Annotated in this window: 21 protein-coding genes; 8 read left to right on the top strand and 13 right to left on the bottom strand. The window is 72.9% G+C overall.

The genetic code is table 11. The annotated features are described in order from the left end of the window. Positions 1-7: 7 nt before the first annotated feature. The gene (locus tag OHN19_RS08760; protein ID WP_330263626.1) at positions 8-397 is read right to left on the bottom strand and encodes a DUF6153 family protein; all 390 of its coding nucleotides are present in this window, start codon (positions 395-397) and stop codon (positions 8-10) included. 190 nt (positions 398-587) lie between these two features. On the opposite strand from OHN19_RS08760, the gene OHN19_RS08755 reads away from it, so the two are divergent. Further along, positions 588-1,463: an isocitrate lyase/phosphoenolpyruvate mutase family protein gene (locus tag OHN19_RS08755; protein WP_330263625.1), complete on the top strand. Its 876-nt coding sequence runs from the start codon at positions 588-590 to the stop codon at positions 1,461-1,463. Here the strand turns inward: OHN19_RS08755 and OHN19_RS08750 are convergent. The 4 genes from OHN19_RS08750 to OHN19_RS08735 all read right to left on the bottom strand — a co-directional run bounded on the left by OHN19_RS08750 (position 1,414) and on the right by OHN19_RS08735 (position 4,110). Further along, entirely contained in the window at positions 1,414-2,031 is a 618-nt protein-coding gene (locus tag OHN19_RS08750; protein WP_330263624.1) for a hypothetical protein, read from the bottom strand. The genes OHN19_RS08755 and OHN19_RS08750 overlap by 50 nt on opposite strands. A gap of 298 nt (positions 2,032-2,329) precedes the next feature. Further along, entirely contained in the window at positions 2,330-3,046 is a 717-nt protein-coding gene (locus tag OHN19_RS08745; RefSeq protein WP_330263623.1) for a DUF1775 domain-containing protein, read from the bottom strand. Between the two features lie 68 nt (positions 3,047-3,114). After that, positions 3,115-3,741, bottom strand: coding sequence for a hypothetical protein (locus OHN19_RS08740; protein WP_330263622.1), 627 nt, complete (start codon positions 3,739-3,741; stop codon positions 3,115-3,117). A gap of 141 nt (positions 3,742-3,882) precedes the next feature. Further along, positions 3,883-4,110 (bottom strand): twin-arginine translocase TatA/TatE family subunit, encoded by a 228-nt coding sequence (locus OHN19_RS08735; RefSeq protein ID WP_330263621.1) that lies wholly within the window; start codon positions 4,108-4,110, stop codon positions 3,883-3,885. A 214-nt stretch (positions 4,111-4,324) separates the two neighbouring features. On the opposite strand from OHN19_RS08735, the gene OHN19_RS08730 reads away from it, so the two are divergent. The 5 genes from OHN19_RS08730 to rox all read left to right on the top strand — a co-directional run bounded on the left by OHN19_RS08730 (position 4,325) and on the right by rox (position 10,654). Then, positions 4,325-5,644 carry a hemolysin family protein gene (locus tag OHN19_RS08730; RefSeq protein ID WP_330263620.1) on the top strand — a complete coding sequence of 440 codons (1,320 nt, stop codon included), beginning with the start codon at positions 4,325-4,327 and terminating at the stop codon, positions 5,642-5,644. Beyond that, positions 5,641-6,663, top strand: coding sequence for a hemolysin family protein (locus OHN19_RS08725; RefSeq protein ID WP_330263619.1), 1,023 nt, complete (start codon positions 5,641-5,643; stop codon positions 6,661-6,663). The genes OHN19_RS08730 and OHN19_RS08725 overlap by 4 nt, the downstream gene beginning before the upstream one ends. Before the next feature lie 157 nt (positions 6,664-6,820). Continuing rightward, positions 6,821-8,143, top strand: a complete 1,323-nt coding sequence (locus OHN19_RS08720; RefSeq protein ID WP_330263618.1) for a hemolysin family protein — start codon at positions 6,821-6,823, stop codon at positions 8,141-8,143. Next, complete coding sequence (locus tag OHN19_RS08715) at positions 8,140-9,159, top strand: hemolysin family protein (protein WP_330263617.1); 1,020 nt, start codon at positions 8,140-8,142, stop codon at positions 9,157-9,159. The genes OHN19_RS08720 and OHN19_RS08715 overlap by 4 nt, the downstream gene beginning before the upstream one ends. Positions 9,160-9,223: 64 nt before the next feature. Next, positions 9,224-10,654, top strand: coding sequence for a rifampin monooxygenase (rox, locus tag OHN19_RS08710; protein WP_330263616.1), 1,431 nt, complete (start codon positions 9,224-9,226; stop codon positions 10,652-10,654). 58 nt (positions 10,655-10,712) lie between these two features. Here the strand turns inward: rox and OHN19_RS08705 are convergent, their stop codons facing one another. Continuing rightward, a complete protein-coding gene (locus tag OHN19_RS08705; RefSeq protein WP_330263615.1) occupies positions 10,713-11,069 on the bottom strand; it encodes a helix-turn-helix domain-containing protein in 357 nt (118 codons plus the stop codon). A gap of 130 nt (positions 11,070-11,199) precedes the next feature. Here OHN19_RS08705 and OHN19_RS08700 point away from each other — a divergent pair, with 130 nt between their 5' ends. Then, the gene (locus OHN19_RS08700) at positions 11,200-11,976 is read left to right on the top strand and encodes an ANTAR domain-containing protein (RefSeq protein ID WP_330263614.1); all 777 of its coding nucleotides are present in this window, start codon (positions 11,200-11,202) and stop codon (positions 11,974-11,976) included. 19 nt (positions 11,977-11,995) lie between these two features. Here OHN19_RS08700 and OHN19_RS08695 read toward each other — a convergent pair whose 3' ends face one another. The 6 genes from OHN19_RS08695 to OHN19_RS08670 form a co-directional block, all read right to left on the bottom strand. Further along, positions 11,996-12,652: a response regulator transcription factor gene (locus OHN19_RS08695; RefSeq protein ID WP_330263613.1), complete on the bottom strand. Its 657-nt coding sequence runs from the start codon at positions 12,650-12,652 to the stop codon at positions 11,996-11,998. Then, the gene (locus tag OHN19_RS08690) at positions 12,649-13,896 is read right to left on the bottom strand and encodes a sensor histidine kinase (protein ID WP_330263612.1); all 1,248 of its coding nucleotides are present in this window, start codon (positions 13,894-13,896) and stop codon (positions 12,649-12,651) included. Before OHN19_RS08690 ends, OHN19_RS08695 begins: the two co-directional genes overlap by 4 nt. Before the next feature lie 51 nt (positions 13,897-13,947). Then, complete coding sequence (locus OHN19_RS08685; RefSeq protein WP_330263611.1) at positions 13,948-15,087, bottom strand: ABC transporter substrate-binding protein; 1,140 nt, start codon at positions 15,085-15,087, stop codon at positions 13,948-13,950. A gap of 176 nt (positions 15,088-15,263) precedes the next feature. Next, complete coding sequence (meaB, locus tag OHN19_RS08680) at positions 15,264-16,247, bottom strand: methylmalonyl Co-A mutase-associated GTPase MeaB (protein WP_330263610.1); 984 nt, start codon at positions 16,245-16,247, stop codon at positions 15,264-15,266. Continuing rightward, positions 16,244-18,421, bottom strand: coding sequence for a methylmalonyl-CoA mutase (gene scpA / locus OHN19_RS08675; protein ID WP_330263609.1), 2,178 nt, complete (start codon positions 18,419-18,421; stop codon positions 16,244-16,246). Before scpA ends, meaB begins: the two co-directional genes overlap by 4 nt. Continuing rightward, positions 18,421-20,229, bottom strand: coding sequence for a methylmalonyl-CoA mutase subunit beta (locus OHN19_RS08670; RefSeq protein WP_330263608.1), 1,809 nt, complete (start codon positions 20,227-20,229; stop codon positions 18,421-18,423). Before OHN19_RS08670 ends, scpA begins: the two co-directional genes overlap by 1 nt. A gap of 104 nt (positions 20,230-20,333) precedes the next feature. On the opposite strand from OHN19_RS08670, the gene OHN19_RS08665 reads away from it, so the two are divergent. Further along, a complete protein-coding gene (locus OHN19_RS08665) occupies positions 20,334-20,687 on the top strand; it encodes a DUF1801 domain-containing protein (RefSeq protein ID WP_330263607.1) in 354 nt (117 codons plus the stop codon). Here OHN19_RS08665 and OHN19_RS08660 read toward each other — a convergent pair. Then, complete coding sequence (locus OHN19_RS08660) at positions 20,681-22,048, bottom strand: glutamate decarboxylase (RefSeq protein ID WP_330263606.1); 1,368 nt, start codon at positions 22,046-22,048, stop codon at positions 20,681-20,683. The two genes, OHN19_RS08665 and OHN19_RS08660, sit on opposite strands and share 7 nt — an antisense overlap. Between the last annotated feature and the right edge of the window lie 69 nt (positions 22,049-22,117).

Here is a 22,117-nt window from a genome sequence, read left to right as displayed (position 1 = left end):
GCCGTCTCTAGATCCGCAGGAGCTGGAGTTCCGAGAGGGAGGGCGGAGCGCGGGCCCCGTCCTGGGACGCGAGCGCATCCGGGCCGGGCTCGTCGTCGCGTACGACGGTGAAGGCGGGGTCGGGGGCGAGCGCGGGCAGCACCGGCCCACCGCTCACGGCGCCCGACGCACAGGTCGCGTCCGCGTGATGGAGGTGTCCGGAGCCGCAGCCGTCATGACAGACCTGGTCGACGCTGACGCTGACGGTCGCGGAGTGCGCGGAGCTCATGGCCTCGTGGCTGTGGAGCCCACCCCCGGGGGACAGCCCGTGCATGCCCAGCAGGCCGATGAGCAGCCCGAGCAGCAGCAACACCCGCCAGAGGGGCGGACGCGAGCGGAGCTGCGGGGGGCTGAACATCGGACACATCCTAGAGGGCGGTGCGTGGACGCGCCCCGAGGGGGCGCGGGGAACCGCGCGACCAGCCCCGACGCCGCCGCACTCGCCGTCCGACAGACAGCGGCGCACCGGTCGGCGCCATGCGTCGGCGGGCCCTCCGGCGTACCTTCGCTCTGTGCCCGTCGAGGGGCGGCGGGCCGGGAAGGATCGTGTGGACACCGACCGTCGAGCCAAGGCGCAGCGCTTCGTCGATCTCCACCAGGAGGGCTGTTTCCTGCTCCCCAACGCGTGGGACGTGGGCAGCGCCCGGATCCTGGAGGCGGCCGGCTTCCCGGCCGTGGCGACCACCAGCGCGGGAGTCGCGTTCTCCCTGGGGCGGCCCGACCACGACTTCTTCGCCGAACAGCCGCCCGAGGACCGCGTCGACCGCGACACCATGCTGCGCAGGGTCCAGGAGATCGCGGGCCGGCTCGCCGTACCGCTGAGCGCGGACCTGGAGGACGGATACGACGAGTCGCCCGAGACCGTGGCCGAAACCGTCGCGCTGACGCTCGCCTCCGGAGCCGCCGGCGGCAACATCGAGGACTTCACCGGTGACCGCGGCCGCCCCCTGTACGACGAGAAGCTCTCCGCCGACCGCGTGCGCGCCGCACGCGAGACCCTCGCGGCCGCAGGCGAGCCGTTCGTCCTGGTCGGCCGCACCGACGTGCTCCTGGCCGGCGGCCCGCTCGACGAGGCCGTCCGGCGGGCCAACTCCTACCTGGAGGCCGGCGCCGACTGCGCCTTCGTCCCCGGGGCGGCCGACGCGGAGACCATCGGCACCCTGGTCCGCGAGATCGACGGCCCGCTCAACGTGGTCATGGGCCTGACCGGCAACGCGCTCTCCCTGGACGACCTGCGCGGACTCGGGGTGCGGCGGGTCACGGTCGGCGGCAGCATCGCCCGCGCGATGTACCGCCACCTGCTCGACGCCGCACGGGAGTTGGCCGACCGCGGCACCTTCTCCTACGCCGCGGACCAGCTCTCCCAGACGGAGCTCAACGACCTGTTCCGGCAGGGCCCGACGACGACGCCACCACACAGCTAGGCGCCTCGGGGGCGTCCTGCGCGTGCCGGGTCAGCGCGCACACCGTCAGCAGACCGACCTTCCAGCGGCCGTCCTGGAGTACGGCCGTCCCCGGGCCGCCGGTGTCCAGCCGGCGGTCGTCCAGGCTGAGGTCGTAGGCCACCTCGGCGGACACGTCGGAGGTGTACGACACGGAAGTCACCTCCGCGCGCAGCTTGCCGCCGCGCGGGTCGCGGAAGAGGTTGTCGATCATCAGGGCGTTCTCGTCGCCGTCCTCGACGACCGCACTGCGCTCGTCGAGCGAGGAGCCGGGGTCGAAGAGGACCGTCCACGCCTCCCGGATGTCCTGCTCGGCCCGCTCCGGATCCGGGGGCGCGGTGGGGGTGGGCGTCGGGGAGGCGGACGGCGACGGTGAGGTCCCGGCGGCGGTCGGGACCGGCGATCCGGTGGCGGACGAACGGGCCGTCCGGGAGGCGCCGCCGTCACCGCCGCCGTCCTGGTCGTCGCAGGCTCCGGTGAGGACGAGGGCGGTGACGGCGAGGGCCACCGCCCAGGTCCCGTGCCGTGCAGGGGAGTTCGCGCAGGTCATGGCACTCCATCTCCGGGTACGCCGTGGGGCTGGCCTACCCGGCGACGGCGGATTCATCCAGGACACGCCGGAAAACACCGGGACGGGTGCTTCGCGGGAAGCCCGGGCGCCGGGCGCGGTGCGGGAACCCGCGTGCGGGCCGGAACCCCGGCGTGCGGTGCGGAACCCCGGCGTGCGGGCCACAACTCCTGGGCGCGGTGCGGGAAGCCGGGAAGCCGGGGCGCCGGGCAGGGCGCGGGAACCCGCGTGCGGGCCAGAACCCCGGCGCGCGGCTCGGGAACCCCGGCGTGCGGTGCGTCTACTCCTCGGCGCCGCCCCGGCGTCGTACCGCGAAGACCACGGCGGCCGCCGCCACGAGGATTCCCGCGCCGATGCCGGTCCAGGCGCCCGCGGACAGCCCGCCGTCGTCGTCCTGGGCGGTGTCGGCGGCCTGCGGGGAGGCGGCCGGGGTCGTTTCCCCGGCGGTCGGAGTCGGAGTCGGGTCCGCGGCGGCCGGGCTCTCGTCGACGCTCGCGGAGGGGGCGATCGGCTTCGCGCCCGGCGCCGCCGCCTTCAGCTGGAGCGTCGGCGCGGGGTTCTCGCCGTTCTCGTCCAGCTCGATCCAGCGGTCGACATGCCCGTCGCCGTAGGTCTGGAGCGTCTTGAACGCGACCTCCTCCGCGTCCGGCAACTGCCGTACGACCACGGAGTACTCGGCGCTCACACCGGTCTTCAGCTCCTTGCCCCCGACGCTGTAGCCGTCCTTGTCCGCGGTGAACTTCCAGCCCGCGGGGCCCTTCTTGTAGGTGACGTCGGCGGGGGCGATGCCCTCGGGCAGGACCACGCGCACCTCCTTGATCCCGGAGGAGTCGGACTCGGCCTCGGCGTGGAAGGAGAGGGTGACGTTCTCCGCGAGGGCCTGGGCCTTGTCGGCCTCGACCTCGGTGTGGGCGGCGGCCGGAACGGCGGCCAGGACGACGGCGGCCGCCGCCGCGGCGACGGCGACGGACAGGCGGGGCAGGGTGATACGGGACATGCAGGTCTCCAGACAGGGGTACGACGGGGCGGCCGTCCGGCGTGGCCGGGACGGCGTCCCCGATGGGGTCAGTGGGCGAGAGCAGCGCTCGTCGCCGGAGGACCCCGCCGTACCACCGCGTGCGCCAGCAACGGCCGTGCGACGAGCGACCGTTCGTCGTGCGCCGGCACGACGGCGAGGGAGGCGGTCGGCCGGGGTGCCGCGGGCCGGGCCAACAGCAGCCGGGTGGCGGCCAGTCGGGCCCGCACCCCGTCGATCGCGGCCGTCACCCCGCGCGCCAGCGACCAGCAGACCGCGTCCGCGCGGTGCAGCAGTACCGCGACCAGAGCGGCGACCAGCGCGTGGGCCGCCGTCATGGCGAGGGAGTCGTGGAGCTGTTCGTGCCACGCCCGCCCGGCACCGTGCGGATGCCCGCCGGAGTGCTGGGCGGCCGCCGTGAGCGTCAGCCACAGATGCAGACCCGACTGGCCCGCGACACTGCACGCCACGACGGTCGCCAGGCTGCGGGGCCGTTGCACACCGAGGAGACCCACCGCGAACAGCACGGCCGTCGCGGCGGCACTGCGGGTCCAGGGCACCGGCCCCTCGGCGAGCAGATGATGGGCGCTCACCCCGAGGACCGTGCCGACGACGGCGAACACCGCGGCCCGCAGCACGGGCAGAGGCGCGCGAGTCGTCGTGACGGATCGGTGCATGGCCCGCTCATCATGGGCCATCCCGGACCCGTTCGGCAGCCGGGTCGGCGAAAGACCGGTACGCCCGGCCGTGACGCGCGTCTCGCGCGGCCGTGACGCACCCGCCTGTCCGGGGCGTACGCGCCGCACGGCCCCCGCCGGTCAGGGGGTGCCGGTCTCCTGCGACCGCGGCCCGGCCGCGTTCCCCGGCTCGACGACCTCGCCCTGGATCACCTGGGGCGCCGGCTGCGGGTCCCGCGCCGCGCGGGCCTCCGCCTTGAGGATGCGCGTCGACTTGCCCGCCGAACGGACCAGCTCGGGGCCCTTCTTGACGGCGATGACCGCTATCACGACGAGCAGGATGATCACGAGCTCGCTCAGTCCGAACATGGGAAGGCCTCCGTCAGGGGTGGACACCGAAGCCGGACGTGAAGCCCGCCGGACCGGCAGCGTACCCCGCACACCCCTCCAGGTTGCTTTGCCTGTCCTTTACTATTGGGTGAAAGGCCGTCCCGACCCGAAGGAGCCACGGACCCGCAATGGGTGAGCCTCCCAGTACCGACCGAGCCGCGTCCCGCCCGCACCAGGGAAGGGCGGCGGCCCGGTGACCGAGATCCTGCTGCTCCTGACGGCCCTCCTGCTGACGCTGGCCTGCGCCGTGTTCGTCGCCGCCGAGTTCTCCCTGACCACCGTCGAGCGCGGGGACCTGGAGCGGGCCGCCGAGGCCGGTGAGCGTGGCGCCGAGGGCGCTCTGAAGGCCGTCCGCCGGCTGACCTTCCAGCTCTCCGGCGCCCAGCTCGGCATCACCGTCACCTCCCTCGTGATCGGCATGCTCGCCGAACCCTCCCTCGCGGCGCTCCTCAAGGGGCCGCTGGAGGGCATCGGCCTGGGCGGGGCCGCCTCCCCCGTGGCGACCGCGGTGGGCGTCGCCCTGTCCACCGTCGTGCTGATGGTGGTCGGCGAGCTGGTGCCGAAGAACTGGGCCATCTCCCGCCCGCTGGCCGTCGCCAAGGTGGTCGCGGGTCCCCAGAGCGCCTTCACGGCCGTCTTCGGCCCCTTCATCCGGCACCTCAACAACACCGCCAACGCCGTCGTACGGCGTTTCGGCCTGGAGCCCGCCGAGGAACTGGCCTCCGCCCGCACCCCAGAGGAACTGGTCGCGCTCGCCGAACACTCCGCCGCCGAGGGCGCCCTGGAGGCCGACTCCGCCGAACTGTTCGTGCGCACCCTGCACCTGGGCGAGCTGACCGCGGAGAACGTCATGACACCGCGCGTCGACGTCAAGGCCCTGGAAGCCCACGCGACCGCGGCCGACGCCGCGACCCTCACCCACGCCACCGGCCTGTCCCGCTTCCCGGTCTACCGCGACAGCCTGGACGAGGTCATCGGCACCGTGCACATCCGTGACGTGCTCGCCCTGGAGCCCGCGAAGCGGGCCGTCACCCCGGTCACCGAGCTGGCCACCGCCCCCCTGCTGGTCCCGGACAGCCTCACCGCCGACCGGCTCCTGGAGCGGCTGCGCGCCACCCGCACCATGGCCGTCGTCATCGACGAGTACGGCGGCACCGCCGGTGTGGCGACCGTCGAGGACATCGTCGAGGAGGTCGTCGGCGAGGTGCGGGACGAGCACGACCCCGTCGAGATGCCCGACCTGCGGCCCGCCGGCCCCGGGGCCTGGGAGGCGGAGGGCTCCGTCCGCGTCGACCGGCTCACCGGGATAGGCCTCACGGCGCCCGAGGGGCCGTACGAGACCGTGGCCGGACTGGTCGCCACCCGGCTCGCGCGCATCCCCGCCAAGGGCGACGACCTCGACCTCGACGGCTGGCGCCTGGAGGTCCTGGACGTCGACCACCACCGCGCCGACCTGATCCGCATCACCGAACCGGCCAGGGTGCCGGTTCCGGCGGGGGAGGAGTCCCGATGACCACCGTCCAACTGCTCGTCGGCGCCCTCACCCTGCTGACCAACGCGTTTTTCGTGGGCGGCGAGTTCGCCCTGATCTCCGTGCGCCGCAGCCAGATCGAGCCACGCGCGCGGGACCGCGACAAGCGGGCCCGGATGACCCTGTGGGGCCTCGAACACCTCTCCGCGATGATGGCCACCGCCCAGCTCGGCATCACCGTCTCCTCGCTGGTGCTCGGCGCGGTAGCCGAACCGGCCATCGCGCACCTGCTGGAGCCCGGCTTCGAGGCGGCCCGCGTCCCGGACGGCCTGGTGCATCCGATCGCCTTCGTGATCGCGCTGTCGCTGGCCACCTATCTGCACATGCTGATCGGCGAGATGGTCCCGAAGAACATCGCCCTCGCGGCCCCCGTGCCGACCGCGCTGCTCCTCGGACCGCCCCTGGTGGCCCTCACCCGCGCGCTGCGGCCCTTCGTGTTCGGCATCAACGCCTTCGCCAACGCCCTGCTGAAGCTGCTGCGCGTCGAACCGAAGGACGAGGTCGAGTCGGTGTTCACCGACGACCAGCTCGCCCGCATGGTCGTCGAGGCCGGTGAGGCCGGGCTGCTCACGCCGGCCGACGGCGAACGGCTGCGGGACGCGCTGGAGCTCGGCACCCGCCCGGTCGGCGAGATCCTCGTCCCGGTCCCGAAGATGCGCACCGTCGACGTCTCGGTCACCCCGGCCCGCCTGGAGCGGGTGGCCGCCGACGCGGGGTACTCCCGGTTCCCGGTCACCGGCCCGGACGGCACCCTGCTGGGCTATCTGCACATCAAGGACACCCTCGGCGTCACCGACCGCGACCGGCCCTTCCCGCGCTCCGCGCTGCACCCGGTCACCCGGGTCCGCATCGACACCCCCCTGGACGACACCCTCACCGCGCTGCGCGCCGACGGGAGCCATCTGGCGGCGGTGACGGGGCAGACGGGAGCCGTCCTCGGGTTCGTGACCATGGAGGACGTCCTGACCGAGCTGGTGGGCCCGGCACCGGCCGCCGTGTGATCGCGGGGCGCCACCACCGGGCGGTACCGCCGCCCGGCTGGTAGATCCGGGAACGCCGCTTCCGCCCCGGTCGTTCACCTGAGGCACATCCCTACTGAAGGAGCACGCCCGTGTCCGCCCCACCGACGGACTCCCGCCCCACCCGATCGACCCGCCGTTGAGTACCACCAGTGCCCTCCTCGGCCTGCTCGCCGTGTTCCTGCTGACCGCCGGCACCGGCTACTTCGTCGCCCAGGAGTTCGCCTACGTCTCCGCGGACCGGCTCGCCCTCTCCCGCCAGGCCGAGGCAGGTGACCGCAAGGCCGCCCGCGCGCTGAAGGTGCTGGAGCGGCTGTCGTTCATGCTGTCCGGCGCCCAGCTGGGCATCACCGTCACCGGACTGGTCGTCGGATTCATCGCCGAGCCCTCGGTCTCCGCACTGCTCGGGCCCGCCCTGACCGGCATCGGCGTCCCCGAGGGCGCCGTCGGCGGCATCTCGGTCGTGCTGGCCTTCGTGCTGGCCACCGTCGTCCAGATGGTCCTCGGCGAACTGGCCCCGAAGAACCTCGCCATCGCCGTCCCCGAGCAGCTCGCCAAGGCCCTCGCGCCCTCCACCCTCGGCTACCTCAAGCTTGTCGGCCCGCTGGTGCGCGTCTTCGACGGCGCGGCCAACCGTCTGCTCCGCGGGGTCGGCATCGAACCCGTCGAGGAACTCCACCACGGCGCCACACTGGAGGAGCTCGGCCACCTCATCGGCGAGTCCCACGAACAGGGCGAGCTGCCCAGGGACACCGCCGAACTCCTCGACCACGCCCTGGAGTTCCCCGAGCGCACCCTCGACGAGGTGATGGTCCCGCGGGTCGACGCCGTCTTCGTCCGCGGCGACGCCACCGCCGCCGAGGCCGTCGAGCTGATCGCCCGGCACGGCCACTCCACCTACCCGGTCCTCGGCGACCACCCCGACGACGTCCCGGGCGTGCTGGGCGTGCGCGAGCTGATGCGCCTGCCCGCCGCCGACCTGGCCCGGTGCACCGCGGTTTCCCTCGCCCGCAAGCCCCTCCTGCTGCCCGACACGCTGCCGCTGCCGGAGGCGGTCGAGCAGATGCGGGAGCGGGACGACGAGTTCGCGGTCGTCCTCGACGAACACGGCGGGATCGCCGGCATCGTCACCTACGAGGACATCGCGGAGGAGCTCGTCGGCGACATCGCCGACGAGACCGACACCGTTACGGAGATCGCCGTGCCCGAGGGGACGGGCTGGCTGGTCGACGCGGGCCGCCGCCTCGACGAGATCGCCGACGTCACGGGCGTCGAACTCCCCGAGGAGGAGGACTACGACACGGTCGCCGGACTGGTCGTGGACCGGCTCGGCCGCTTCCCCGCGATCGGCGACCGGGTCACCGTCGAACTGCTCGACGGCGGACGCGCGGTGATCGACGTACGCACCCTGGACCGGCATGTGCCGGAGCGGGTCCGCATCGAGAGGGTGGGCGAGGCATGAGCTTCCCCGTGGCGCTCTTCGTGACCGTCCTGCTGCTGATCGGCAGCGGGTTCTTCGTCGCCGCCGAGTTCGCGCTGGTCGCCGCCAAGCGGCACCGCATGGAGAAGGCCGCGGCCGAGGGGCGGCGCGGTGCGAAGGCGGCGCTGGCCGGCATGCGCGAGCTGTCGCTGATGCTGGCCGGTGCCCAACTCGGCATCACCGTGTGCACCTTGGGCCTCGGTTCGGTCTCCAAGCCCGCGATCTCCCACGAACTCGACCCGCTGCTGCACGACCTGGGCCTGCCGGCGGCCCTGAGCTACGGCGTGGCCTTCGTGTTCGCCATGGTCGTGGTGGTGTTCCTGCACATGGTGGTCGGCGAGATGGCCCCCAAGTCCTGGGCCATCGCCCACCCCGAGCGGTCCGCCATGCTGCTCTCGCCGCCCTTCCGGGGTGTCGTCAAGGTGGTCCGGCCGCTGATCTCGGTGCTCAACAAGCTGAGCAACGCGCTGGTACGGCTGTGCCGGGTCACCCCGCGCGACGAGCTCGCCGCCGTGCACAACCGTGAGCAACTCACCCACCTGGTCGAGGAGTCGCAGCGGCTCGGACTGATCAGCGAGGCCGACTCGGAGCTGCTCACCCGCTCGCTCACCGAGCCCGAGACCCCGGTCGGCGACCTCCGGATCCCGGCCGCCGACATCACCTCGGTACCCGGCACCGCCGACCTCGACACCGTGCTGCGCACCGCGGCGGCCCACGACCGCACCCGCATGCTGGTCCGCGAGGACGACCGGGTGCTCGGCTCCCTGCACGCCCGGGACGCCCTGGTCGCCCGGGCCCAGGGCCGCACCGTCACCGCCCGCGCCCTGGCCCGCCCGGTCCCGGAACTGACCGAGGACACCAAGGTCGCCGACGCGATCGACCTCCTGCGCCGCAACCGGGCCTCCCTCGCGGTCGTACGGGACGGGTCCGGCACCCTCACCGGCCTGGTCACCCTGGACGACCTGCTGGCGCGCTATCTCCAGCCGCAGGGGGTGTGAGCCGGTCGGGAACGGGCACGGCAGAGAAGGCCGCAGGGGTCTTGGCACGGGGACGGGGGATTCGGTGTTCGACGTGATCATCGCCGGTGGCGGGCCCACCGGGTTGATGCTGGCCGCCGAGCTGCGGTTGCACGGTGTGCGGGTGGTCGTGCTGGAGAAGGAGGCCACCCCGACCGACGTCGTCCGTTCGCTCGGACTGCACGTGCGCAGCATCGAGGTGCTGGACCAGCGGGGTCTGCTGGACCGGTTCCTGGCGCACGGGAAGCGGAGCCCGGTCGGCGGCCTCCTCGCCGGCGTGGTGAAGCCGCTGCCCGACGGGCTGGACACCGCGCACGCCTACACCCTCGGCATCCCGCAGCCCACCACCGACCGCCTCCTGGCCGAGCGGGCGGTCGAGCTCGGCGCCGAGATCCGGCGCGGCCGCGAACTGGTCGGACTGAGCCAGGACGCCGACGGCACCGCCGTCACCGCCGAACTCGCCGACGGCACCCGGCTGCGCTCGCGCTACCTCGTCGGCTGCGACGGCGGCCGCAGCACCGTGCGCAAGCTGCTCGGAGTCGGCTTCCCCGGCACCCCCGCCCGGGCCGAGACGCTGCTCGGCGCGATGGAGGTGGGCGTGCCGCCTCAGACGGTGACGGCCGTGGTCACCGAGATCCGCAGGACCCAGAAGCTGTTCGGCCTCGCCCCCGTCGGGGACGGGCTGTACCGGGTCGTCGTGCCCGCCGAGGGGGTCAGCGAGGACCGCTCGGTCGCGCCGACCCTCGACGAGTTCAAACGGCGGCTCCGGGCAGTCGCCGGCACCGACTTCGGCGTGCACTCACCGCGCTGGCTGTCCCGCTTCGGCGACGCCACCCGGCAGGCGGAGCGCTACCGCGTCGGCCGGGTGCTGCTGGCCGGGGACGCGGCGCACGTCCACCCGCCGGTGGGCGGGCAGGGGCTCAACCTCGGCATCCAGGACGCCTTCAACCTCGGCTGGAAGCTGGCCGCCGAGGTGGCCGGCTGGGCCCCCGCGGGACTGCTGGACAGCTATCACGCCGAACGGCACCCGGTGGCCGCCGACGTACTGAACACCACCCGGGCGGGGATGGAGCTGCTGTCCACCGAACCGGGACCGCAGGCGGTGCGCCGGCTGCTGGAGCAGCTGATGGACTTCGACGAGGTGAACCGGTACCTGATCGGGAAACTCACCGCGATCGGCGTCCGCTACGACTTCGGCGCGGGCCCTGACCTGCTCGGCCGGCGCCTGCGGGACCTCACGCTCCGGCGCGGCCGCCTCTACGAGCTGACGCACGCCGGCCGCGGACTGCTGCTCGACCGGACCGGCCGGCTCTCGGTGGCGTGCTGGTCGGACCGGGTCGACCATGTCGTCGACGCCGGTGCGGAGCTGGACGTGCCCGCGGTGCTGCTGCGGCCGGACGGCCATGTCGCGTGGGCGGGCGAGGACCAGGGCGAACTGGACGACCGACTGCCCCGGTGGTTCGGCGCGCCGGCCTGACCACGCGGACGGCGGGCCGTACCGCCGGGTGAGCGCCCCGACCTCCGAGGGGTGGGTGTCACGAAGACGATGTCTCCGGGACCTCTCCGGCGTTCTCGGGGGTGGTGGAGCGGGTCGCCTCGTCCTGGACGAGCAGGGAGAGCAGGGACGCCACCGTCAGGCCGGCCTCGGCGGGGTGCCGCAGCACCTTGCCCGGATCGATGCGGTAGGTGTTGGTGCGGCCCTCCCTGATGTGCGAGAGGTATCCGTCCCGCTCCAGATCGGAAATGATCTTCTGTACGGCACGTTCGGTGAGCCGGCAGTGCGCGGCGATGTCGCGGATCCGGGCGCTGTGGTTGTCGGCGATCACGGCCAGCACGCGGGCGTGGTTGGTGACGAACGTCCATCCGGTGTGTGGCTCGGGCACTCCATCCATGGTTCAACTCTACCGACCTGACGTTCACGCATTCAAAAACCGGAACTAAATTTCATGTATTAGTTGACGTATGTGGGTCGACACGGGGAATCTGGTGAGCGAGGCAACGGAGCACATGAGGGAGAGGGCCATGCCGGATCCTGCGCACTCGGCGCAGCCCCTCACGGCGGCGGACGTGCGTCCGCCGTGTCTGGCCACGATCGAGGCCGTGGCGGCCGGCGACCGGGTGGACGTCATCTGCCGGGGTGAGCTGGACATCGGCGCCGAGTGGCTCCAGCCGCAGCTCCGTGCCGCCCTCGACCGTTCCGCCACCGGCGTCGACCTGGACCTGGAGGGCGTCGGCTTCTGCGACTGCGCCGGGCTCAACGTCCTGCTGGACCTGCGCCGGGAGGCCCTCGACCAGGGCAAGACGGTCACCGTCCGGTCGTGCGGCCCGGCCTTCGCACGGCTGCTCGACCTGACGGGCGCCGGGGAGCTGTTCAAGGCGGAGGGCACGGCGAGCCCCGGCGCACCGGCACGCTCCGACCTCCCCGAGGTCTCCGATCCCCTCCCCGGCGACTTGGAGTCGCGCGTGGACGTGGACGAGGAGTTGCGTCTGGAGGTCGCCCAGCTGCGCCGGGCGATGCGGACCCGGCCGGCCATCGACGTGGCCCGCGGCATCCTGATGGCCTCCTTCGGGCTGAGCTCCGAGGACGCCTGGACGGTGCTCGTCAGCGCCTCCCAGAACACCAACACCAAGCTGCACCACCTCGCCGAGGACCTGATGGGCGCCGTCCACGGAGCACCGGTCGCGGAGGACGTACGCCAGCAGATGGCGGTGGCCGTGGCCAAGGTCCGGGCGACCCCACCGACACCGTCCGACGACGCGGCGGGGCTGGAATCGCCGGACACCCCGCCCGCCGCGTAGGCGGCGGCCGGAGCGCGGACTACGTCAGTTCCAGCAACCCCCGCCGGACCGCCTCGGAGACCGCTGCCGCCCGGTTGTCGACGCCGAGCTTGCGGTACACGCGCACCAGGTGGGTCTTGACGGTGGCCTCGCTGAGATAGAGGGACGTGGCGATGGCGCGGTTGCTGTGGCCGTCGGCCATCAGCTGGACGACCTCCCGCTCCCGCCGGGTCAACTCCGGCGCCGGGTCGACCACTTGGCCGACGAGGTCGCCGACCACCGCGGGCGCGAGCCCCATCCCGCCCACCGCGGCGCTGCGCACGGCCCGGAAGAGGTCGTCCGGCGGTCCGGCCTTCAGCACATAGCCGCGCGCACCGGCCTCCAGCGCGCGCACCACGTCGACCCGCCCGGCATAGCTGGTCAGCATCACCACCGGCACGTCCGGAGCCCGCACGGCCAGCGCGCGCACCGCCTCGACACCGTCGGCCGGCCCGGCACCCCCGCTCGCGCCCTCGAACCGCAGGTCCATCAGCACGACGTCGGGTGCCAGGTCGACGGCGAGGCGTACGGCCTCCTCGGGACCGGAGGCCTCCGCGACCACGTCGAGATCCGGCTCGCCCTCCAGCAGCGCACGCAGCCCGGCCCGTACGACGGCGTGGTCGTCGGCGACGATCAGGCGCAGCGGGGACGCCGTCACCGGACCACCGCCGGCCGGGTCGTCGCAGGCAGCGCTTCGGAGCGCACCCGGGCGGGGACGGTGGCCCGGATCCGGGTGCCCCGGCCCGGTCCGCCCTCGACGGCGAGGTCACCGCCGTACTCCCGAAGCCGCGCCCGGGCCGCCCGCAGCCCGAAGCCGCGGCCCGTGGGGGACGGGCCGTCGACGTGGGCGAGGTCGAGCCCGACACCGTCGTCGCACACGTCGAGGTCGACGCGGTCCGTGCCGTGGTGCAGGGTCACCAGCAGGCTGTTCGCGCGCGCGTGCTCGCGCACATTGGCCAGCATGCCCTGCGCCACCCGGAACAGGGCGGTGGCGGCCTGGTCGTCCAGCTCGGGGCGGTGGGCCCCGGTGGCGCGGAACTGGACGCGCGGCGCCGTGCCGTTCTGCTCGGCGCGCCGGCACAGCAGGCGCAGGGAGCCCTGGAGGCCCTCCTCGGCGACCGCGGAGGGCGTGAGGTCCCGGATCATGCGCCGGGTCTCCGTGAGGCTCACGTCCAGTCCGTCGGCGACCGCGCGGACCCGGGTCCGGGCCGTGTCCGGGCGCCGCTCCCAGTCCCGCTCGGCGGCCTGCAGCAGCATCAGGCTGCCGGAGAGTTCCTGGGCGAGCGTGTCGTGCAGGTCCCGGGCGATGCGTTCGCGTTCCTCCAGCACCCCGGCCCGCCGCTGCTCCCGCGCCAGCACGTCCCGGGTGCCGCGCAACTCCTCCACCAGGCGCAGGCGTTCGGCGGCGGCGCGCTGCTGGGCCCGGTACAGGGCCACCGTGCCCCATACGGCGGCGACCGGGATGAGCACCTTCTCCGCGTCGAACCCGCCCGCGCTGCGGGTGAGTTGGCCGATCAGCACCACCGAGACGGCGCCCACCGCCACCGCTGCGGCCCGGCGTCCGAGGGCGCGCAGGGCCACACAGGCGAGGGGCAGGGCGCACCAGACGTAGGCCTCGGTCAGCACGGCCGGCGTGAGCAGCACGAGCCTCGCCCACAGCGCGACGAGGACCGCCACCCACACGTGCCGGGCGAGCGGTCCCAGGCGGTCGCCCAGGGCCAGCCCGGCCGCGTACGTCGTGGCGAGCAGTCCGCTGAGGGTCACGATGTCCCAGCACAGCGCGAGGTTGAGCTCGGCGAGCCGGACCAGCGCGGAGCCGACGACCACGAAGAACACGAAGTGCGGGGCGTGCCGCAGGGCGCGGTGGTCGTACACGACGAACCCCCTGTACGAAAGATCCATCGGGACAGGGGGTCCGAGTCTATCCACCGGCTGTAGGAACGGTGTGAGGGGTCAGGCTCCCGGGTGCAGTCCGAGGCTGCCGGGCGTGGGGTCGCCCTTCACCTCGCCGAAGTACAGGGCGAAGGTCTGCTTCAGGCGCTCCACCTCGGCGCGGTCCGCCATGAACTCCGGGAAGCCGTCCACGTGCGCGTCCGGGTACTCCCACACCGGCTTCAGACCGGCCGCGGGCGTGATGTCGGTGCGCACCGACCAGCCGTTGAACGCCCGCTGCTGCACCTCGGGGGAGAGCTGCCAGTTGAGGTACAGCTTCGCGGCGGTGGGGTGCGCGGCCTGCTTGAGGACGGCCGCGCGCTGGCCCCAGGCCATGAACGGGTGCCCGTCGACGATCACGGACTTCGTGGGGGACGTCGAGGAGGGGACCGCCGAGCCCGAGGTGCCGATGCCGATCGCCTTCTGCCCGCCGCGGACGGCCTCTCCGGGTGTGTTGCTGCCCCGCGCGAACCGCACGTCCTGCGCGGCGAGCTTCGCGACCCACTCCCAGCCGTACTTCTGGACGTACAGCGAGTAGAGGTAGAGGACCGCGTCGTCGTCGTGCGGGTACGACGAGGCGATCTTCCCCTTCCACTTCGGATCCACCAGGTCGAGCGGGCTCGTGGGGGCGTCCGAGCCCACGGCGGCGGTGCCGTACAGGAAGCTGAAGGCGATCACACTGATGGCGACCCAGGCGCCCTGCGGGTCCTTGAACCCGTGGTGCAGCTCGGAGAACCCGGCGGGCTTGTAGCGCAGCAGCCGGCCCTGCCGGTTCCAGCGGACGAAGTCCTGGAGGGTCTGGAGCTGTACGACGTCGGGGACCAGGGTGTCCGTCGCGAACTGGTTGTCGACGCGGACGTCGTGGTACTTGCTGTAGTCCACGATCAGCGTCAGGTCGATGTCGGGGAAGCGGGCCTTGAAGGCCGCCTTGGTGCCGTCCTGCTGGGTCGGGGTGTCGCCGCCCGCGTAGATGACGAGCTTCCCGCCCTCCTTGAGGGCGGCCTGGTAGAGCTCGTCGAGGGTGCGGGTCTCCTCCGGGCCGGAGGTGTGCCGGGCGGGGGCGGCCGAGGCGGAGGTCGTGGTGGCACCGACCGCGCCGAGACCGAGCGCGGCACCGGCACCGGTGGTGAGGACACGTCGTCTGCTGAGGAAGCTGGACACGCTGCGGAGACCTCTCTGATGGGGGGTGACGTACGGGGCCCGGCGCCATGGGCGATCACCATGGTGCTGCGGCCGGGCGGACCGCCGCGTCGTCCGTACGGCTCGATGAGCCGCCCCGCGATGGAATCCGCGTTCAACCGATCGGTTGAACGCGTGCCGCCCCCCCCTCGTGAGAATCAGTCCGCTTCCGCGCCGAACGCCCCCAGGATGCGTTCGGCGGCCAGCGTGGCCGTCAACTCGCCGTTCCTGACCTGCTGTTCGAGATCGGGGGCGAGGGCGCGGACGGCCGGGTCGGCGTGCAGGCGGCCGAGGAGTTCGTCACGGACCATCGACCAGGTCCAGTCGACCTGCTGGTCACGGCGTTTGGCGGCGAGCCGGCCCGTGGAGTCGAGCAGGGTGCGGTGCTGTTCGAGGCGTTCCCACACGGTGTCCAGGCCCGTCGACTCACGGGCGCTGCAACTCAGCACGGGCGGTGTCCAGGCCGCGTCCTTGCCGTGCATCAGCCGCAGCGCGCCCGCCAACTCCCGTGCCGCCGCCTGCGCGTCGCGCTGGTGCGGGCCGTCCGCCTTGTTCACGGCGATCACGTCGGCCAGCTCCAGGACACCCTTCTTGATGCCCTGCAACTGGTCGCCGGTGCGGGCCAGGGTGAGCAGCAGGAAGGAGTCGACCATGTTGGCGACGGCGGTCTCCGACTGGCCGACGCCCACGGTCTCGACGAGGACGACGTCGTAGCCCGCGGCCTCCATCACCACGATCGACTCCCGGGTCGCCTTGGCCACCCCGCCGAGCGTGCCCGCGGTGGGGGAGGGCCGTACGAAGGCATTCGGGTCGACGGCCAGGCGCTCCATCCGGGTCTTGTCGCCGAGGATCGAGCCGCCCGTGCGGCTGGAGGAAGGGTCCACAGCGAGCACCGCCACCCGGTGCCCCAGCGAGGTCAGCATCGTGCCGAACGCGTCGATGAACGTCGACTTCCCCACGCCCGGCACCCCGCTGACACCGATCCGCCGCGCCCGGCCGCTGTGCGGGAGCAGCTCGGTGAGCAACTCCTGTGCCAGCACCCGGTGTTGGGGACGGGTGGACTCGACGAGAGTGATCGCGCGGGCGATCAGCGCGCGCTTCCCGTCGAGGACGCCCTTCACATAGGAGTCGACATCGATCACAGCTCGTGCCCGAGGTCGGCCGAGAGCCGCTGGACGAGGTCGTGGGCCGCGTCCGGGATCACCGTCCCCGGCGGGAAGACGGCCGCGGCGCCCATCTCCAGCAGTGTGGGCACGTCCTGCGGCGGGATCACCCCGCCGACGACGATCATGATGTCCTCCCGGCCCTCCTCGGCCAGCGCCTCCTTCAGCGCCGGTACGAGGGTGAGGTGCCCGGCCGCCAGCGACGAGACGCCGACGATGTGCACGTCGGCCTCCACGGCCTGGCGGGCCACCTCGCCCGGGGTCTGGAACAGCGGGCCGACGTCGACGTCGAAGCCGAGGTCGGCGAAGGCGGTGGCGATCACCTTCTGGCCGCGGTCGTGGCCGTCCTGGCCCATCTTGGCGACCAGGATGCGCGGCCGGCGGCCCTCGGCCTCCTCGAAGGTGTCCACCAGGGCGCGGGTGCGGTCCACGGAGGGCGACTCCCCTGCTTCGTTGCGGTACACGCCGGAGATCGTACGGATCTGGCTCGCGTGGCGGCCGTAGACCTTCTCCAGGGCGTCGGAGATCTCGCCGACGGTGGCCTTGGCGCGGGCCGCGTGCACGGCCAGCTCCAGGAGGTTGCCCTCGCCGTCGGCGGCCCGGGTCAGCGCGTCCAGGGCGTCCCGGCAGGCGGTCTCGTCCCGCTCGGCGCGCAGCCGCCGCAGCTTCTCGATCTGCTGGGCGCGCACGGAGGAGTTGTCGACCTTGAGGACCTCGATCGCCTCGTCGGTCTCCACCCGGTACTTGTTGACGCCGATGACCGGCTGGCGGCCGGAGTCGATGCGGGCCTGGGTGCGGGCCGCGGCCTCCTCGATGCGCAGCTTCGGGATGCCGGCGTCGATCGCCTTGGCCATGCCGCCCGCCGCCTCCACCTCCTGGATGTGCTGCCAGGCCTTGCGGGCGAGGTCGTACGTCAGCCGCTCCACGTAGGCGCTGCCGCCCCACGGGTCGATGACCCGGGTGGTGCCGGACTCCTGCTGGAGCAGCAGCTGGGTGTTGCGGGCGATGCGCGCCGAGAAGTCGGTGGGCAACGCCAGTGCCTCGTCGAGGGCGTTGGTGTGCAGCGACTGGGTGTGGCCCTGGGTCGCCGCCATCGCCTCGACGCAGGTGCGGGTGACGTTGTTGAACACGTCCTGCGCGGTCAGCGACCAGCCGGAGGTCTGCGAATGGGTGCGCAGGGACAGGGACTTGGCGTTCTGCGGGTCGAACTGCTTCACCAGCTTCGCCCACAGCAGGCGCGCCGCCCGCAACTTGGCGACCTCCATGAAGAAGTTCATGCCGATCGCCCAGAAGAACGACAGCCGGGGCGCGAACGCGTCCACGTCCAGGCCGACTTCACGTCCCGCGCGGATGTACTCGACACCGTCCGCCAGGGTGTACGCCAGCTCCAGGTCGGCCGTCGCGCCCGCCTCCTGGATGTGGTAGCCGGAGATGGAGATGGAGTTGTAGCGGGGCATCCGCTGCGAGGTGAACGCGAAGATGTCGGAGATGATCCGCATCGACGGCTTCGGCGGATAGATGTAGGTGTTGCGGACCATGAACTCCTTGAGGATGTCGTTCTGGATGGTCCCGGCCAGCTTCTCGGGCGGCACGCCCTGTTCCTCCGCCGCCACGATGTACAGCGCCAGCACCGGCAGCACGGCGCCGTTCATCGTCATCGACACGGACATCTTGTCGAGGGGGATGCCGTCGAACAACTGCCGCATGTCGTAGATCGAGTCGATCGCCACGCCCGCCATGCCGACGTCACCGGTCACGCGCGGGTGGTCGCTGTCGTAGCCGCGGTGCGTGGGCAGGTCGAAGGCGACCGACAGCCCCTTCTGACCGGCCGCGAGGTTGCGCCGGTAGAAGGCGTTGGACTCCTCGGCGGTGGAGAAGCCCGCGTACTGGCGGATCGTCCAGGGCTGGTTGACGTACATCGTCGGGTACGGCCCGCGCAGGTACGGGGCCACGCCCGGGTACGTCTCCAGGAAGTCCAGGCCCTCCAGGTCGGCGCCGGTGTAGAGCGGCTTGACCTCGATGCCCTCCGGGGTCTCCCAGACCGGCTCGGCCTCCTGCGTGGCGTCCTTCACGGCCGTACGCCACTCGTCGGCGCCGCCCTCGGCGGCCGGGGTCCCCAGCTCGATCCCGGTGAAGTCGGGGATGCTGGACATCAGGACACTCCCATGCGGTCGAGGGTGGCGGTGAGCACGGCTACTGCGTCGCAGCCCGCGAAGACGTAGGAGTCCACGCCGGAGTACTGCCCGGGACGCCCGGCGAGGAACACGTGCCGGGCACCTGCCGACCTGAGGGTCTCCGCGACGCTCTCGGCCTGCTCCTCGTACAGCGCGTCGCTGGAGCACAGGCAGGCCTCGGTGGCTCCGCTGTCCTCGTAGGTGCCCTCGGTGACGGGCTCGATGCCGCCGGCCTGGAAGAGGTTCGCGGCGAAGGTCAGGCGCGCGGTGTGGGCGGCGGCGGGGCCGAGCGCGGCCAGGAAGACGCGGGGCCGGGACCCGGTGGCCGCGAGATGGGCGTCGGAACGGGCCCGCAGTTCCTCGTAGGCCTCGTCGCGCCGCACGCGGGGCAGGCCGCCGGTCCGGGGCTCGGGCGCGGCGGCACGCTCCACGGGCTTCTCGCCGAGGTGCGGGAACTCGCTGACGCCGGTGATGGGTTCGCGGCGGGTGGCGAGCCGCTTGGAGCGCTGCGCCCACGTCGTCGCCAGGTCCGTGCGGAGCCGGCCGGAGCGCAGGACGGCCGCCTGGCCGCCGTCGCGTTCGATCGTGCGGAAGAACCGCCAGGCGGACTCGGCGAGTTCGTCGGTCAGCCGCTCCACGTACCAGGAGCCGCCCGCCGGGTCGATCACCCGGGACAGGTGCGACTCCTCGACCAGGATCGTCGAGGTGTTGCGGGCGATACGGCGGGCGAACGCGTCCGGGAGACCGAGCGCGTGGTCGAAGGGCAGCACGGTGACGGCCTCGGCGCCGCCGACTCCGGCCGCCAGCGTGGCGATCGTCGCGCGCAGCATGTTCACCCACGGGTCACGTCGGGTCATCATCACCGGCGACACCACGGCGTGCTGCGCCTGCGCGCCCGCGCCGGGCGCCCCGCACACCTCGGCGACCCGGGCCCACAGCCGGCGGGCCGCCCGCAGCTTGGCGATGGTCAGGAACTGGTCGGCCGTCGCCGCGTACCGGAACTCCAGCTGGGAGAAGGCCTGTTCGACGCTCAGCCCCGCTTCCGTGAGCCCGCGCAGGTAGGCGACACCGGTGGCGATCGAGGCGCCCAGCTCCTGCGCGGCCGAACCGCCGGCCTCGTGGTACGGCAGCGCGTCCACGGTCAGCGCCCGCAGCCCCGGGTACTCCTCGGCGCACCTGCGCGCGAGCGGGACGACCGGCGAGAAGTCCAACGCCTCGCCCGTACGCGCCTCGTGGCCGAGCGGATCGGCGCCGAGGTTGCCGCGCGCGGCCTTGTTGTCGATGCCGCGCTCGCCGTAGAGCCGCAGCAACTCCTCGGCGGCCTCGGCGAATTGACCGCCCGCGTCGAGGGCGACCGGTGCGAGGTCGAGGTAGACGCCGTCGAGCACCCGGCCCAGGGACGCGACCGGGATGCCACCCTCGCCGACGACCAGCCACAGCGAGGTGACGCCGTTCTCCAGGTCCGTGAGGACCGCCGCGTTGTCGGCGACCGCGTGCCGCTGCCGTACGTCCCAGCCGCCCGCGGTGTTCCCCTCGGCCCGGGCGCCCCGCACGAAGGGGGCGAAGCCGGGGAAGCCGGGTTCGGGCGCCGAGTCGTGCGCGGTGTACAGGGGGCGGGTGCGCAGCCCGTCCTCGAGCGCGGTGGACAGGGCGTCCTCAGCTGCCGTGCCGGAGACTTCCTTGCCCGACTTGCGCAGGACACCGGCCACCAGGCCGTGCCACTGTTCAAGGTTCGCGTCAGGGAACTCGGCGGCCAGCGAGAGCCCGTCGTCAGGCAGGACCGTCATGCTCGGATGCTAGGCCAGACGGCCAAAGGAGCAGCAGAGGGCACGGCTGTGACCTTGCCCGCAACGACACTGTGACGCCGGTCTCCCCTGTACAAATGGGGCGTATGGACGCTGAAGCGCAGAGCTACATCGACGGCATCGCCCCCGAGCACCGACCGCTCTTCGACCGGCTGCACCGGCTGATCCTGCGGGCGTACCCCGAGGCGACCGTCGTGCTGTCCTACGGGATGCCCACGTACCGGGTCGGGGACCGGCGACTGCACGTGGGCGTGTGGCGGCACGGCGTCTCGGTCTACGGCTGGGACGCGGACGCCGGCGCCGCCCTCCTCTCCCGGCACCCGGGGCTCCTCAGCGGGAAGGGCACGCTCCGGCTGCGCTCCCAGGAGGCGGCGGACATCCCCGACGACGAGCTGACGGCCCTCGTCCGCGCCTCACTGGGCCCCGGCACCGCTCACTGAAGCCGGTCGGTGTGCAGGCGCCTGGTGATCTCCGTCAGGTCGGCGACGAACATGCCGGCGAGTTCAGCGGTGAATCCGGTGCGTACGACCACACGCAGCACGGAGACGTCCTGGCAGGGCGCCGGGAAGGTGTACGCGGGCAGGTGCCAGCCCCGGGCGCGCATGGCCCGGGACACGTCGAACACCGTGAGGCCCTCGGTGCCGGGCGCCACCCGGAAGGCGAACGCGGGGAGTTCGGAACCGTCCGTGACCAGCTCGTACGGGTCGATGGCCGCGATCCGGGCGGCGAGCGCCCGGGCCGTCGTACGGCTCCGCGCCGCCAGGTCGCGCAGCCCCTCGAAGCCGTACCGCAGGAAGCTGTAGTACTGCGCGACGACGTGCGCGCCCGGACGCGAGAAGTTCAGGGTGAAGCTCGGGGAGCTGCCGCCGAGGTAGTCGACCTCGAAGACCAGGTCGTCGGGCAGGGCCTCGGCGTCGCGCCACAGGGCCCAGCCGAGACCGGGGAAGACGTGCCCGTACTTGTGGCCGGAGGTGTTGATGGACGCCACCCGTTCCAGCTGGAAGTCCCACATCAGGCCCGGGTCGAGGAAGGGGGCCACCATCGCGCCGGACGCGCCGTCGACGTGCACGGGGATGTCCGTACCGGTGGCCGCCTGGTAGCCGTCCAGGGCCAGGCAGATGTCCGCGACGGGTTCGTAGGAGCCGTCGAACGTGGAGCCGAGGACCGTCACCACGCCGATGGTGTCGTCGTCGCAGTGGGCGGTGAGGGTGTCGGGCGTGAGGTGGTAGCGGCCCGGCTCCATCGGGACGTACCGCGGCTCCACCTCGAAGTAGTTGGCGAACTTCTTCCAGCACACCTGCACGTTCGAGCCCATCACCAGGTTCGGGCGCGCGGTGTCCCTGCCCTGGGCGCGGCGGCGGTCCTGCCAGCGGCGCTTGAGCGCGAGCCCGCCGAGCATCGCGGCCTCGCTGGAACCGGTGGTGGAGCAGCCGCGGACCAGCTCCGGACGCGGCGCGTGCCAGAGCCGGGCGAGCATCCGCACACAGCGCTCCTCCATCGCCGTGATCTGCGGGTACTCCGCGCGGTCGGCGAGGTTCTTCTCGGCCGTCTCCGCCATCAACTCCCGTGCCTGCGGCTCCATCCACGTGGTGACGAAGGTGGCGAGGTTGAGCCGGGCGTTGCCGTCGAGCATCAGCTCGTCCCGGACCCGGCGGCAGACCGCCTCGGGCTCCGACATGGCCGCGGGCAGCTCGTCGACCGGCGGGAGGAGGGGGTCGGCGGGGGGTCGGTCCCGTTCGGGCCCGGTGGTCAGGGTGTCGAACTCGATGGCGGGCATGACGTCGGTGTGCGGCATGGGCATGAGTGACTCGATGCCTTTCTGGCTCGTACGGCCCCGTGCGGTTCGACGCTAGATCGCCGCGGGGGCTCG

This window comes from Streptomyces griseorubiginosus (assembly GCF_036345115.1).
Taxonomy (GTDB): domain Bacteria; phylum Actinomycetota; class Actinomycetes; order Streptomycetales; family Streptomycetaceae; genus Streptomyces; species Streptomyces griseorubiginosus_C.
This window is presented reverse-complemented; position numbering and strand designations above follow the sequence as displayed.

Coding starts and splice junctions, on each gene's coding strand:
- OHN19_RS08735 (WP_330263621.1), bottom strand. CDS start 4,110: ATGTTCGGACTGAGCGAGCTCGTGATCATCCTGCTCGTCGTGATAGCG.
- OHN19_RS08745 (WP_330263623.1), bottom strand. CDS start 3,046: ATGTCCCGTATCACCCTGCCCCGCCTGTCCGTCGCCGTCGCCGCGGCG.
- OHN19_RS08725 (WP_330263619.1), top strand. CDS start 5,641: ATGACCACCGTCCAACTGCTCGTCGGCGCCCTCACCCTGCTGACCAAC.
- OHN19_RS08660 (WP_330263606.1), bottom strand. CDS start 22,048: ATGCCCATGCCGCACACCGACGTCATGCCCGCCATCGAGTTCGACACC.
- OHN19_RS08740 (WP_330263622.1), bottom strand. CDS start 3,741: ATGCACCGATCCGTCACGACGACTCGCGCGCCTCTGCCCGTGCTGCGG.
- OHN19_RS08665 (WP_330263607.1), top strand. CDS start 20,334: ATGGACGCTGAAGCGCAGAGCTACATCGACGGCATCGCCCCCGAGCAC.
- OHN19_RS08750 (WP_330263624.1), bottom strand. CDS start 2,031: ATGACCTGCGCGAACTCCCCTGCACGGCACGGGACCTGGGCGGTGGCC.
- OHN19_RS08690 (WP_330263612.1), bottom strand. CDS start 13,896: ATGGATCTTTCGTACAGGGGGTTCGTCGTGTACGACCACCGCGCCCTG.
- OHN19_RS08670 (WP_330263608.1), bottom strand. CDS start 20,229: ATGACGGTCCTGCCTGACGACGGGCTCTCGCTGGCCGCCGAGTTCCCT.
- OHN19_RS08700 (WP_330263614.1), top strand. CDS start 11,200: ATGCCGGATCCTGCGCACTCGGCGCAGCCCCTCACGGCGGCGGACGTG.
- scpA (WP_330263609.1), bottom strand. CDS start 18,421: ATGTCCAGCATCCCCGACTTCACCGGGATCGAGCTGGGGACCCCGGCC.
- OHN19_RS08760 (WP_330263626.1), bottom strand. CDS start 397: ATGTTCAGCCCCCCGCAGCTCCGCTCGCGTCCGCCCCTCTGGCGGGTG.
- OHN19_RS08705 (WP_330263615.1), bottom strand. CDS start 11,069: ATGGATGGAGTGCCCGAGCCACACACCGGATGGACGTTCGTCACCAAC.
- OHN19_RS08715 (WP_330263617.1), top strand. CDS start 8,140: ATGAGCTTCCCCGTGGCGCTCTTCGTGACCGTCCTGCTGCTGATCGGC.